At 60.8% G+C, this 13,570-nt stretch carries 11 protein-coding genes and 1 tRNA gene; 5 read left to right on the top strand and 7 right to left on the bottom strand.

All coding sequences use genetic code 11. The annotated features are described in order from the left end of the window. Position 1: 1 nt before the first annotated feature. The 3 genes from rbbA to INT12_RS00750 form a co-directional block, all read right to left on the bottom strand. The gene (rbbA, locus tag INT12_RS00760; protein ID WP_193039581.1) at positions 2-2,743 is read right to left on the bottom strand and encodes a ribosome-associated ATPase/putative transporter RbbA; all 2,742 of its coding nucleotides are present in this window, start codon (positions 2,741-2,743) and stop codon (positions 2-4) included. Positions 2,744-2,745: 2 nt separating this feature from the next. Continuing rightward, positions 2,746-3,789 (bottom strand): HlyD family secretion protein, encoded by a 1,044-nt coding sequence (locus INT12_RS00755; protein WP_046490009.1) that lies wholly within the window; start codon positions 3,787-3,789, stop codon positions 2,746-2,748. Between the two features lie 298 nt (positions 3,790-4,087). After that, positions 4,088-4,164 (bottom strand) — tRNA-Met (locus INT12_RS00750). 281 nt (positions 4,165-4,445) lie between these two features. Here INT12_RS00750 and dinB point away from each other — a divergent pair. Continuing rightward, positions 4,446-5,504: a DNA polymerase IV gene (gene dinB, locus INT12_RS00745; protein ID WP_017846120.1), complete on the top strand. Its 1,059-nt coding sequence runs from the start codon at positions 4,446-4,448 to the stop codon at positions 5,502-5,504. A gap of 145 nt (positions 5,505-5,649) precedes the next feature. On the opposite strand, the gene INT12_RS00740 is transcribed toward dinB, so the two are convergent. The 4 genes from INT12_RS00740 to INT12_RS00725 all read right to left on the bottom strand — a co-directional run bounded on the left by INT12_RS00740 (position 5,650) and on the right by INT12_RS00725 (position 10,438). After that, positions 5,650-6,603, bottom strand: a complete 954-nt coding sequence (locus tag INT12_RS00740) for a hypothetical protein (RefSeq protein ID WP_193039582.1) — start codon at positions 6,601-6,603, stop codon at positions 5,650-5,652. A 20-nt stretch (positions 6,604-6,623) separates the two neighbouring features. Then, positions 6,624-8,339 carry a proline--tRNA ligase gene (locus INT12_RS00735; RefSeq protein WP_017846118.1) on the bottom strand — a complete coding sequence of 572 codons (1,716 nt, stop codon included), beginning with the start codon at positions 8,337-8,339 and terminating at the stop codon, positions 6,624-6,626. A 208-nt stretch (positions 8,340-8,547) separates the two neighbouring features. Then, positions 8,548-10,080, bottom strand: a complete 1,533-nt coding sequence (locus INT12_RS00730; RefSeq protein ID WP_017846117.1) for an AmpG family muropeptide MFS transporter — start codon at positions 10,078-10,080, stop codon at positions 8,548-8,550. 43 nt (positions 10,081-10,123) lie between these two features. After that, entirely contained in the window at positions 10,124-10,438 is a 315-nt protein-coding gene (locus tag INT12_RS00725; protein ID WP_186352037.1) for an MGMT family protein, read from the bottom strand. Between the two features lie 192 nt (positions 10,439-10,630). Between INT12_RS00725 and INT12_RS00720 the strand changes: the two genes are divergently transcribed. From INT12_RS00720 to groES, 4 genes are all read left to right on the top strand, one after another. Continuing rightward, positions 10,631-11,638, top strand: a complete 1,008-nt coding sequence (locus tag INT12_RS00720; protein ID WP_193058737.1) for a DUF481 domain-containing protein — start codon at positions 10,631-10,633, stop codon at positions 11,636-11,638. Between the two features lie 101 nt (positions 11,639-11,739). After that, positions 11,740-12,471 (top strand): HugZ family protein, encoded by a 732-nt coding sequence (locus INT12_RS00715; protein ID WP_169883622.1) that lies wholly within the window; start codon positions 11,740-11,742, stop codon positions 12,469-12,471. A gap of 67 nt (positions 12,472-12,538) precedes the next feature. Further along, complete coding sequence (locus INT12_RS00710; protein ID WP_017846113.1) at positions 12,539-13,015, top strand: FxsA family protein; 477 nt, start codon at positions 12,539-12,541, stop codon at positions 13,013-13,015. 246 nt (positions 13,016-13,261) lie between these two features. Beyond that, positions 13,262-13,558, top strand: coding sequence for a co-chaperone GroES (groES, locus tag INT12_RS00705; protein WP_017846112.1), 297 nt, complete (start codon positions 13,262-13,264; stop codon positions 13,556-13,558). Positions 13,559-13,570: the final 12 nt, after the last annotated feature.

Raw genomic sequence — 13,570 nt, 5'->3', positions numbered from 1 at the left:
CTTATTTCTCCTGTTTGCGCAGGAGCAGCGCGGACAGCAATAAGAAGGCCGGGCAAAACAGGCTCAGCGCGAGCAGGTCGGTCACCATGTCGGTGAAGCCAAGCCCCTTGGTGAACGCACCGACACTCATGTGCATGTAATAGCTCGTCGGCCAGAGGTACCCCATGAGGCGCGCGCCGCCCTCCAGCGTCGAGACGGGCTGCAGCATGCCGGAGAACTGCATGGTCGGCAGCATCGACAGCACTGCTCCGGCGAACACCGCTGCGACCTGGCTTGAGGTGAACGTCGAGATGAACAGCCCGTAGCCGGTGGCCGCCGCCACATAGAACAGCGCGCCCAGGGTCAGCGTGAGGCCGTCGCCCTTGAGCGGAACATCGAAGAGGAACCGCACGGTCACGGTCATGATGAAGAAATTGATCATGCCGACGCCAATGTAGGGCAGTTGTTTGCCGATCAGGAACTCCAGGCGCGTCGTGGGCGTGGCGTAGAAGTTCGTGATCGTGCCGATCTCCTTTTCACGGGCAACGCTGACGGCTGTGAGAATGGCGAGAAACATCATGAGCAGCATCGCCGGCACGGCCGGCCCGATCGCATAAATGCTCTCGGCCGTCGGGTTGTAACGGTTGCGGATCACGATGCTGGTCGTCGGTTTCTTGCTCGCTACGTCGCTGGACTGGCGCTTTCTCTCTTCGGCGAAGAGGTTGTGCGCCGACTCGACGTAACCCTCGATGGTGGCGGCGCGCGAGGTGTTGGCGCCGTCGATCCAGGCCGATACCTGCCAATCCGAGTCGCGCTTTACCAGGCGCCCGAAGCCAGGTGGGATTTCGATGGCCAGCGTGATGTCGTTCGACTTCAGGCGCCTTTGCATTTCGTCGACGCTGTGGATCGGCGTCTTTTCGGTGAAATATCGGGAGCTCGAGTAGTTGGCGAGATAGGCTCTGCTCTCCGGCGTGTCGTCGTGGTCGAACGCCGCATAGGTGAGGTTGGTCACATCGCTGGAGACGCCGAAGCCGAAGATCAACAGCATGATGAAGGAGCCGAGGAAGGCGAAGGCGAGCCGCACCGGATCGCGCATAAGCGACAACGTCTCGCACTTGGTAAAGGCCAGGAGGCGGCGCAGCGGCATGAAGGTCGAGCGGCTGGGCGACAACGCCGCTGCATCGCGCTGGGTCTGCGCCTCGGCATCCGCCACGGAGGGCGCGGGCGCAGGGGGCTCGGCATCCTCGATATAGGCGATGAACGCCTCTTCGAGATTCGCGCTGCCCTTGGCGGTAATGACGTTTTGCGGCGTGTCGCAGACGAGGACGCGACCTGCGTGCATCAATGAGATGCGGTCGCAGCGCATGGCTTCGCTCATGAAATGCGTGGAGACGAAGATCGTGACATTGCGGGTTCGCGAGAGATCGCCGAGCAAGCGCCAGAATTCATCGCGTGCCAGCGGATCGACGCCCGAGGTCGGCTCGTCAAGGATCAGCAACTCGGGGTCGTGAACGATCCCCACGGCCAGCGAAAGGCGCTGTCGCACGCCGAGCGGCAGCGAGTTCGCTTCGGTGTCGGCATAGTCGACAAGGCCGACATCGACCATGAGCTGGGCGATACGCGCGTTAGCGTGGTCCGCGGCCAGATGAAAAAGGCGCGCATGAAGACGCAGGTTTTGCCGCACGGTGAGTTCGCCATAGAGCGAGAACGATTGCGACATGAAGCCGACGCGCTGGCGGACCGACAGGTCGTTGGCATCGACTGGTTTGCCGCAGACCTCGGCCTCTCCCTCGCTTGGCGCCAGCAGTCCGGTCAGCATCTTCATGGTGGTGGTCTTGCCGCTGCCGTTCGAACCGAGGAAGCCGAAGATTTCTCCGCGCTCGATGGCGAAGCTGACGTTATCGACCGCGGTGAAACTGCCGAAACGGCGTGTCAGATTCCTCGCGACAATGACCGGCGCCTCGCTGCCTGGTTGGCGCGGCGGAATGACGAAGCGCTGCGCCGTCGATTTTTGCCCCGGCTGCAGGGCGGCAAACACCGCTTCGATGTCTTGTTGGCCAGTCTTCTCGCGCAGCTCATCCGCAGTACCGCAGGCAAGCACGCGGGCGTGATCCATCGCGATGAGCCAGTCGCATTGGCCGGCCTCGTCCATATAGGCGGTGGAGATGACGACACTCATCGTCGGCCGCTCGCGCCGCAGTTCGCTGATCAGGTCCCAGAACTGTCGACGCGACAACGGATCGACGCCGGTCGTCGGCTCATCGAGAATGAGCAGGTCGGGGTCGTGAATGAGCGCGCAGCACAGGCCGAGCTTTTGCTTCATGCCGCCCGACAGCTTTCCGGCCGGCCGCTCGAGAAACGCGAGTAAGCCGATCGCCGCCGCCAGGCGCCGGGTGCGTGCGTCACGTTCCGATGCGGACAGGCCGAAGAGGGTGGCGAAGAAGGCCAGGTTCTCGCGGACGCTGATTTCCTGATAGAGGTTTTTGCCGAGCCCTTGCGGCATATAGGCAATGCGTGTGCAGACAGAGCGGCGGTGCCGGGCATTGCTCATGCTGCCGCCGAGGACCTCGACCGATCCGTTCTGCATCTTCCGCGCACCGGCGATCAGGCCGAGCAGCGTGGACTTGCCGGCGGCGTCAGGGCCGATGATGCCCGTCATCTGGCCGCTTGGCAGTGCGAGCGAGACATTGTCGAGCGCTAGAACCTTGCCATAGACATGGCTCGCGTTGGAAACCTCGGCAATCAGCGCTGCGCGAGTCTCCATTATCAATCCTCAGTGTCGACAGGATCGGCCTGAATGCGCTTTTGCAGGGTGTCCGGCCAATTGGGCGGGTTCGGATCGAGGCGCACATAGCCGATGCCGCGGGTGCCCGTTTTCACTTGGTTGAGGTGGCGCGCGATGAGGCTCGGCGGGATGCGCAGCTTGACCCGGAACATAAGCTTGTCGCGTTCGCTGCGCGTCTCGACCTGCTTGGGCGTGAACTGCGCGTCCGGCGACACGAAACTCACTTTGGCCGGCACGGCGAAGTCGGCACCGTCGAACACGATTCGTGCGGCCGACCCGATCGTTACGCGCATGGCCTGTTCGGAGGGGAGATAAATCTCCATGTAGATTTCGGACAGGTCGATGATCGTCAGCACCTTTCCGCCCGCCGAAACGACTTCCCCGGGGTTGACGAGACGATACAGAACACGCCCTTGCACGGGCGCCACAAGAATGGTGTCGGCGATCTGGGCGTCGGTCTGATTAACCAGGGCTTGTGCGGCCACCACCGAACGCTCGCGCGCGGTCACGGTCCGCTGCGCGGCGTCGAGAACGGCGCGCGCAGAATCGCGTTCGCCCTGCGCCTCATCGCGGTTGTCCTCACTGATCGCCCCGGTGACGATCAGCTTGAGGGCGCGGCGCAGCTTTGCTTCCTTGAGGGTCAGTTCTGCCTGCCGTTGCACGACGGTCGCCTTTGCCTCGAGCATCGAGGCCTCCTCGGAAGCCACGTCGGCGGCATATTTGGCGCGTTGCGCTTGCAACTCCGTGGTATCGAGGCGGGCGAGCACCTGGCCTTCGGTGACGAGGTCGCCTTCCCGGGCCAGCACCTCGCGCACGCGTCCGGCCAGCTTCGCGGCGATGTCGATTTGGTCGGATTCGATGCGGCCGTTCCCGGAGACAATGCCCTCGGGCAACTTGCCTTGCTGGCTTTGCCACCAGTACCAGGCGCCACCGGCACCGGCTGCCAAGACGATGACCAGGATCAGAACAATCCTTGTGACACGCCGCCAAGACCACTTCGCATCGTTACTCGGGATGGCCGTCATGATCCGATCCTTGAGTGGGGAGGCGTGAAGATCGATTGAGGCGTACACCAGCACCTGTCAGGCCGCGAGACGCACACGCGGGCGCGTTATTTCATCCGTTGCGGCAGGTGAATTCCGATGCTTGCCCATCCGGGTAAACGTTACCAACCAAAGGCTGCACACAACGTTGATTTTTATCAAGCAATCGAGCTGAAACCGGGCGCGGCCAGCGCCCTCAGTCGCAGTCATTAAAATCAGCACAAACGAAAACACCGCCGCGACGGTGAGGTCGTGGCGGTGTTTGACGTGTACTTAAAACTGGTTGCGGGAGCCGGATTTGAACCGACGACCTTCGGGTTATGAGCCCGACGAGCTACCAGACTGCTCCATCCCGCGTCTGTGTGTCGGCATTCTACAGCGCAGCGCAGGGGTGTCAACCTATGAATCGAAGAAAAGCGCTTGTGCTTCAATCGGTTAGCTCTCCAACAGAGCCAGGTTGAGCCTTCGGGGCCAGTCTGGCCGAGGGTTTCAGCTCTATTGGCAGCTTAAATTCGATTGAGAAAATAAATTCATCTGAGAGTTTTCCTACCGCTCAAGCGGAAGATTCAAACTACTGGTGCTATATACAGGGGTGAGTGCGATACTGCCCATCCGTTGGATTGCTCCCCTTCTTATATATGACGCAGCGCAAAATCATCCACGTCGACTGTGATTGCTTCTACGCCGCCATCGAGATGCGCGATGACCCGAGCCTGGCGCAAAAACCGCTGGCCGTCGGCGGCTCGGCGGATCGGCGCGGGGTGATCGCAACCTGCAACTACGAAGCGCGGGCCTATGGGGTGCGTTCGGCGATGTCATCACGCCATGCCTTGAAGCTCTGCCCCGACCTGACCATCGTCAAGCCGCGCATGGATGCCTATAAGGAAGCGTCGAAGGAAATCCACGGCATCTTTCGCGACTATACCGACCTGATCGAGCCGCTTTCCCTGGATGAGGCTTACCTGGATGTTTCCGACAGCCCGCATTTTGGCGGTAGCGCCACGCGTATTGCCCAGGACATCCGGCGCCGGGTCTCCAATCAGTTGCATATCACCGTGTCCGCCGGTGTGGCGCCCAACAAGTTTCTGGCCAAAATCGCCAGTGATTGGAAGAAACCCAATGGCCTGTTTGTGATCACCCCGGACCAGGTCGAAGACTTTGTGTCGATATTGCCAGTGAAAAAGCTGCACGGCGTGGGCAAGGTGACCGCCGACAAGCTGGCGCGCCTGGGAATCGAAGACTGCCTGCAGTTGCGCGAATGGAACAAGCTGGCGCTGGTGCGCGAATTCGGCAGTTTTGGCGAGCGACTGTGGAGCCTGGCGCGTGGGATAGATGAGCGCGTGGTGCAGAACGACAGTCGTCGGCAATCGATCAGTGTGGAAAATACCTACGATGTGGACCTGCCAGATCTTTCAAGTTGCCTGGCGAAACTGCCTGAACTGATGGAAACCCTGGCTGGACGCATCGCGCGCATCGACAGCAGTTACCGCGCGGGGAAGCCGTTCGTGAAGGTGAAGTTTCATGACTTTACCCAGACGACCCTGGAGCAGGCGGGGGCAGGGCGGGACCTGGAGAGTTATCAACAGCTGATGACCCAGGCGTTCAATCGCGGTGGCAAGCCGGTGCGGTTGCTGGGGATTGGGGTGCGGTTGCTCGACCTGAGCAGCGGCAATGAACAACTCGAACTCTCCTGGTAGAACCCGGAAACCAAATGTGGGAGGGCGGTGCGACGATTCGACTTGCTCCCGATAGCGGTGTGTCAGTCAACTAAGGTGTTGAATGTGTCACCGCTATCGGGGGCAAGCCCCCTCCCACATTTAGATCTACAGCGTTTTCGAGGGATCAGCGTGCGCCAGGATCTGCGACGAGTCGCCCCGCGTCCTTGGTCAGCGCTTGCAGGAATTCCTGCTGCAACTCCGGATCATTGTGGGTCAGTTCGATCAGGCTCTGTTCCAGTTCGCTGGCTTCTTCCTCCAGGCCCAGCTCCGACAGGCGCTTGACCCGGTGGACCCACTGGCTGACTTCGTCGTCTTCCAGGTCGTCGTAGATCAGGCCGTGGGCTTCGAGCAACTTGCCGCGCAGTGTGTGGCTCACCGCCAGGGTCGAGTCCGAATGTACGTCGTCCCGGCCATCTTCCACGCTGATCTTCAAGGTGCTGATGCGGTTCAGATCCTGCTCGGCAAACGGGCTGTCCAACAGGTTCAGGCGCAGTACGCCGTTGCGGTCGGTGGTCATTTCATACACTTGCCTGCCGGCGGTGACCTGCACCGGGCGTTCGCTCCAGGGCAGGCTCGAATACTCCACGCGCTTGTCGCGCTGGACTTCATCGATACCCGCCAGGTTCTGTTGCGCACGCCCGTGGGATTGCACGTTCATGAACGGGTTGATGCCGTCGATGCCGTAGCTCAGCCAATCGTGGGTCATGCTGGTCGGCAGGTTGCCGAGGGCGAAGATATTCGCCACGTTGGCGCCCGCGCCGGCCACCAAAGCGACCGCGCCCAGCGGCATCTCATAGAGTTTGCGCCAGGGTTGGTAGGGGGTGTAGCGGTCGTAACGACGGGTGACTTCGAATTCGGTGACCTCGAAGGTCTTCTGCTCGTGAATGCGAACCAGGCGTTGCGGCAGCTCCAGCACTTTGGGTTCGCCTACATCGATCTGCAGGCTGTGGTCGAGCAACTTACGCTCGACCCGCTCCTCGTGCTCACTGCGTTGCGACATCTGGTTGGCGCAGCCGCTGACCAGCAGGGCGCCGCACAAGGCGGCGCCCCCCAGGGCTCTGGTGTTTCGCTTGAACATGACTTCTCTTGATCTGGTTTTCAGCGACGAATACGCGCCTGAAGGAAAGACAGCACGTCAGCCACCGGCAATGGTTGGGCTTCGGCTTCGGTCCGGCTCTTGTATTCCAGATTGCCATCGGCCAGGCCACGGTCACTGACCACGATCCGGTGCGGGATGCCAATCAGCTCCATGTCGGCGAACTTGATGCCCGGGCTGGTTTTCTTGTCGCGGTCGTCCAGCAACACTTCGAAACCGGCGGCCGTCAGTTCGGCATACAGTTTGTCGGTGGCTTCACGGACTTGCTCGGTTTCATAGCGCAGCGGCACCAGGGCCACCTGGAACGGCGCCAGGGCGTCACTCCAGATAATGCCTTTCTCGTCGTTGTTCTGCTCGATGGCAGCGGCAACCACGCGCGATACGCCAATGCCGTAGCAACCCATTTCGAGGGTGATCGGCTTGCCGTTTTCGCCCAGCACTTCGCACTTCATCGCCTTGCTGTACTTGTTGCCCAGCTGGAAGATGTGCCCGACTTCAATGCCGCGCTTGATTTCCAGGGTGCCCTTGCCATCCGGGCTCGGGTCGCCGGCGACCACGTTACGCAGGTCGGCCACGGTCGGCACCGGCAAGTCGCGTTCCCAGTTCACGCCGAAGTAGTGCTTGTCGTCGATGTTCGCGCCGATACCGAAGTCGCTCATCAGCTCGACCGAGCGGTCGATGATGATCGGCAGCGGCAGGTTCAGCGGGCCCAGGGAGCCGGCACCGGCGCCAATGGCGTCGCGCAGTTCGGCATCGGAGGCCATGACCAGCGGGCTGGCCACGCCCGGTTGCTGGGCGGCCTTGATTTCGTTGAGCTCGTGGTCGCCACGGATCACCAGGGCGATCAGCTTGCCGGCTTCCTCGGCGTGAACGATCAGGGTCTTGATGGTCTTTTCAATCGGCAGATTGAATTTTTCCACCAGGGCCGCGATGGTCTTGGTGTCCGGGGTGTCCACCAGGCGCAGTTCTTCAGCCGGGGCTGGACGGGCGGTTTCCCGTGGCACGGCTTCGGCTTTCTCGATGTTCGCCGCGTAGTCGGAACCGTTGCTGAACACGATATCGTCTTCGCCGGACTCGGCCAGTACGTGGAACTCGTGGGAGCCGGCGCCGCCGATGGAGCCGTTGTCCGCTTCAACCGGGCGGAATTTCAGGCCCAGGCGCGTGAACACGTTGCAGTAGGCGGTGTGCATGCGGTCATAGGTGACCTGCAAGGACGCCTGGTCGGCGTGGAACGAATACGCGTCCTTCATGATGAACTCGCGGCCGCGCATCAAGCCGAAGCGTGGGCGGATCTCATCACGGAACTTGGTCTGGATCTGATACAGGTTGAGGGGCAGCTGTTTATAGCTGCTCAACTCGTTGCGCATCAGGTCAGTGATCACTTCTTCGTGGGTCGGGCCAGCGCAGAAGTCGCGGCCATGACGGTCCTTGAAGCGCAGCAATTCAGGGCCGTACTCTTCCCAGCGCCCGGATTCCTGCCACAGCTCGGCCGGTTGGGTGCTCGGCATCAACACTTCCAGAGAACCGGCAGCGTTCATTTCTTCGCGAACGATGGCTTCGACCTTGCGCATCACCTTCAGGCCCATGGGCAGCCAGGTGTACAGGCCAGAAGCCAGCTTGCGGATCATACCGGCGCGCAGCATCAGCTGATGGCTGATCACAACCGCGTCGGAAGGCGTTTCTTTCAGTGTGGCGAGCAAATATTGACTGGTACGCATGGTAGGCCGTTGTCGGTTGCTTGGACTTGAAGTGACTTGGGATTGTACGGGCGCAAACTGCCGCCGTACAGGCATCAGGACGCAGAGCTGTTTGTAGGAGCGAGCTTGCTCGCGAAGATCGTCAACGATGACGCGGGAAACCGGGGTAAACGCGGTGTCTGTGACTTCTTCGCGAGCAAGCCCGCTACAGCTACAAGGGGAGGCTCTGTCAGTCTTCTGCCGGCGGATTCAAGCGAATCCGCCGATTCTCTTGATACCAGTGCAGCGCAATCAGCAGCAAGGTCGGCACACCCAGCATGCAGGTGATCAGGAAGAAGTTGTGATAACCGAACTTCTCCACCATCACCCCCGAATACCCGCCGATCAGGCGCGGCAGCAACAGCATGATCGAACTCAGCAGCGCGTATTGGGTGGCGGAGAACTTGAGGTTGGTCAGGCTCGACAGGTAGGCGACAAACGCCGAGGTGGCAAGGCCTGAGCTGAAGTTGTCCAGGGAGATGGTGAAGATCAGCATCTGCAGGTCCGGGCCAATGTCGGCGAGCATCACGAACAGCAGGTTGGTGCCGGCCGAGGCGATGCCGCCGATGAACAGGATCGGGAGGATGCCGAAGCGCACAATCAACAGGCCACCCATGCCGGCGCCGACCAGGGTCATGATCAGGCCGAAGATCTTGCTGACCCCGGCAATCTGGTCCTTGGTGAAGCCCTGGTCGATATAGAACACGTTGGCCATCACGCCCATCACCGTATCGGACATGCGATAGGTGGCGATCAGCCCGAGCAGCAGCAGTGCCTGCCAGCGGTAGCGCAGGATGAAGTCGTTGACCGGCGTCAGCACCGGCGCCAGGCCTCGGCGGCCCATGGCCGACAGACACAATGTTGTCAGGGTGATATAGAGGATGGCGCGCAGGAAGGCGCGGTCTTCCATTAACAGTTCCCACAGGCTGACACCGTGGAACAGCACGCTGGCGAAATCGGTGTTGTACAACTGGGTGAACGTCGCCGGCACCGACACCAACAGCACGATCAGCACAAACACCGACACCAACTGATGCACGAAACTGTAGCGTCCGGCCTGCAACTGGGTGCGCAGTGGCACATTGGGCTCGCGCATGAACAGGGTGGTCAGCAGCGCCGGAATCATCAGCACGCCGAACAGCACATAGGTGCCGGTCCACGCCGAGTGTTTATAGTTGAAACCGGTAGAGCCGAAACCTTCGGCAAAAAACAGCGCGCCGGCCGTGGCGAGCAGGGCGGCGATGCGGTAACCGGACATGTAGCTGGCGGCCAGGGCAGCCTGGCGGCTGTCATCGGCGATTTCCAGGCGATAGGCATCGACTGCAATATCCTGGGTAGCCGAAGCGAAGGCGACGATCACCGCAATAGCGATCAGCCAGGACAAGTGTTTTTGCGGGTCGCAGAAGCCCATGCCGATCAATCCGAGGATCACCAACGATTGGGCCAGTACCAGCCAGGAGCGACGACGTCCGAGTTTGCCCAGCAGCGGCAGGCGCCATTGGTCGAGCAATGGCGACCACACCCATTTGAAGGCATACGCCAAACCGATCAGGCTCGCATAGCCGATGGTCTCGCGGGCCACACCGGCCTCACGCAACCATACCGAAAGCGTCGAGAACACCAACATGTAAGGCAAGCCGGCGGCAAAGCCGAGCAACAACAGCACTAACGTCGAGGGGCTGGCATAGGCGGCGAGCGCGGCGCGCCAGGTTTTACGGGGCATGGGCTGGAGTCTGCCTCAGATTCACGGAAACAAAGCGCGCACTCTAACCGCTGTGCTCTACCGGGCGCCAGCCATGACGCTGAATATCCACGCGATTGTTCAGGATAGCGACACCTTCGTTGCGTAAACGCGCACGTTGTTCGTCGCCTGAGGCGCTGCCCGCCGGCAGGCTTATCCGACCGCCGGCACCCAGCACGCGGTGCCAGGGCAAGCGGGTATCGTCGGGCAGTTGGCTCAGGGTGCGCCCGACCCAGCGCGCCGCGCGCCCCAGCCCAGCGAGGTGGGCCAGTTCGCCGTAACTCACCACGCAACCTTCGGGGATTTGCGCCAGCGTCAGGTACAGCGCGGTGCGGCGCATCTCGGCAGGGCTTTGCGGGGCTTCGGCGGGTTGCTTCACGGTGGATATATCCGTTCAGATCGTCGGTTTCTTGTAAGAAACGTCTGTAAATATGCAGATGAGAACTGAACTCAACACAATTCATTGAGTCAGTCCTAGCTATCTAACACGATAACGCCCCTATTTCGCCAATCCTGAGCCCCTTATCTGCTTATGTTGTCCAGAACCTTGCTGTGCCTTGCTGTTTTCAGCGCTTCCACCCCCTTGCTCGCCGACACCGTCTGGTTAAAGAACGGTGACCGCCTGTCCGGCAAGATCAAGCTCTTCGACGGTGGCAAGCTGCTGATCCAGACCGACTATGCGGGGGCTATCCCGGTGGATTGGAAGCAGGTGAAAACCCTGGAGAGCGATCAGGAATTGCTGGTCAAGCAGGATGCCTACACCGGTGAGAAAGCCAAATCCTTGCAGGCTGCGGCGGATGGCAAAGTGGTGCTGGCCAATGGCGAAGCGCCCAAGACCGTGGAACTGGCCAGCATCCAGCAGATCATCAAGCCCCCGCCGGTGATCGAAGACCTGGTGTGGAAAGGCAATGTCGACATGGCGCTGGACTACAAGCGCGCCGAGAAAGACACCAACGACTACGACATCGACTTCAAGACCTCCGCCCGCCACGGCCAATGGCGCCACACCGGGCAGGGCGAGTACAACCGCGAGTTCCAGGACGACGTCACCACCACCGACAACTGGTCCCTGGAATACGACCTCGACCGCTTCATCACCGAGCACTGGTTCTGGCAGGGCCGCTTGACCTATAAGCGCGACAGGGTCGAAGACCTGTCCCGCCAACGCACTGTCGGCACCGGCCCGGGCTACCAATTCTGGGACGATGAGCTCGGCGCGTTCTCCCTGGGTTCGTTGGTCAACCGCACCGATTACGAATATTTCGATGGCGGCAAGGACAACTTCTATTCCCTGGCCATGAAGTGGGACTACAACCGCTACCTGATCGGCAAGACAGTTGAATTCTTCACCTCCGGCGAGTTGGGCAAGCCTATCGGCGGGCCGGCCGAGTATGCCCTCGATGCGGAAATGGGCCTGCGCTACAAGGTCACCGAGTGGGCGTCGCTCAATCTCAAGGCCGAGCGTGACGTGATCAGCGGCGACTCGGAAAGCAGCTTGAGCAAGACCCGCTACACCGCAGGGTTTGGCGTGGCCTGGTAATCCGCTTCGTGCCCGCTGGCAACCTGCGCGGATATTGATTACCTTGGCTTGAGATCCATTCCCATACGCTATGGGCGACTGAATTCCCGAGGAGTCATACGTTGAGCGCGCACGTTGCCAAGAACGCCCGAGAGCTGTTGCTCAAGGAATACCGTGGAGCCCTCTCCACATTGTCCAAAGCCATGCCCGGTTTTCCCTTCGGTTCGGTCGTGCCGTATTGCCTGGACGAGCAAGGCCGGCCGCTGATCCTGATCAGCCGGATTGCCCAACACACCCATAACCTGCAGAAAGACCCCAAGTGCTCGCTGCTGGTCGGTGAGCGTGAAGCGGATGACGTGCAGGCAGTGGGGCGCCTGACCTACCTGGCCGAAGCCGAGCAATTGCACGATGCCACCGCGATTGAAGCGGCCGCCGAACGCTATTACCGCTACTTCCCCGAATCGGCCAACTATCACCAGGCCCACGACTTCGACTTCTGGGTACTCAAGCCGGTACGTCACCGCTATATCGGCGGCTTTGGCGCGATTCACTGGCTTGACCGGTTGACCCTGGCCAACCCGTTCGCCGGCCCGGCCGAGCGCAGCATGGTCGAGCACATGAACGCCGACCACTCCAAGGCCATCGCCCATTACGTCGAGTTGGCCGGTTTGCCCACCCACGAGCCGGCGCAACTGGCCGGGATCGACAGCGAAGGCATGCACCTGCGCATAGGGCATGCGCTGCACTGGTTGCCGTTCGCCGAGTCTTGCAACACGCCGACACAAGTGCGCGAGGCCCTGGTTTCCTTGGCTCATGCTGAGGTCTGGCCGAAAAAAAGCGTCGCTGAAGCTTGAATTCACGAAATGGCGACGTCATCTAAGGTGGACTGGCAAGGCAATCTTGCGTTGAGGAAACCATTTGATGCGCCCTTTTTTATTGCTCTTTCTGCTGTTCCCGGTGTTGGAGCTGTTCGTATTCGTAAAAGTCAGTGGTGCGATCGGGTTTTTCCCGGCACTGTTGCTGATCATTCTCGGCTCGATGCTCGGCGTTCTGGTGCTGCGCGTCGCCGGTCTGGCCACGGCGCTGCGTGCCCGTGAAAGCCTGAATCGCGGCGAATTGCCGGCACAAACCATGCTCGAAGGGCTGATGATGGCTCTGGCCGGTGGCCTGTTGATCCTGCCAGGCTTCATCAGCGATGTGCTCGGCCTGGTCATGTTGCTGCCGTTCACGCGCAAGCTGCTGGCGGGCAAGATGCGCCAGCGCGCCGAAGAGGCTGCGATTCGCCAACGCGCATTCGCCGATGACCTGCAACCCCGTGGCGGCCCGGCTCCGCGCCAGCCGTTGGGGCGAGAAGGTGATGTGATCGAAGGTGAGTTCGAGCATCGCGACAGCAAATAACCGCTTCACTGGCGCGGCCCCTTCGGGGGCTGTGTTGTTTTTAAGGGCTGGCAGACGCAAAAAAATTCATCGCCGGCCCCTTGTAATAAGCTGATGCGCCCTTATGTAACGGTCACCGCAAGGTTTCTGGTGGCGACACCAGACAGACTTCCGCGTTTCGCCCAGCGAACCGCGACCGGCCCCGCCGGATTTAACCTGCCGGTACTGACACCGGCCGATGAAAAACACAATTAGGAGAGATCGACAATGAGCAAGCTTCGTCCTCTGCACGACCGCGTCGTTATCCGTCGCAGCGAAGAAGAAAAGAAAACCGCTGGCGGTATCGTTCTGCCAGGTTCGGCTGCTGAAAAAGCCAACCACGGTGTGATCGTCGCTGCAGGCCCAGGCAAGACTCTGGAAAACGGTGAAGTACGTGCGCTGGCCGTTAAAGTCGGTGACAAGGTTGTATTCGGTCCTTACTCCGGCAGCAACACTGTGAAAGTCGACGGCGAAGACCTGCTGGTCATGGCTGAGAACGAGATTCTCGCCGTTCTGGAAGGCTGATTTCCCCGCTCA

The organism is Pseudomonas sp. K8, from assembly GCF_014889455.1.
GTDB lineage: Bacteria > Pseudomonadota > Gammaproteobacteria > Pseudomonadales > Pseudomonadaceae > Aquipseudomonas > Aquipseudomonas veronii.
Note: the sequence above shows the minus strand (reverse complement) of the source record. Positions and strands in the feature narration are given on the sequence as shown.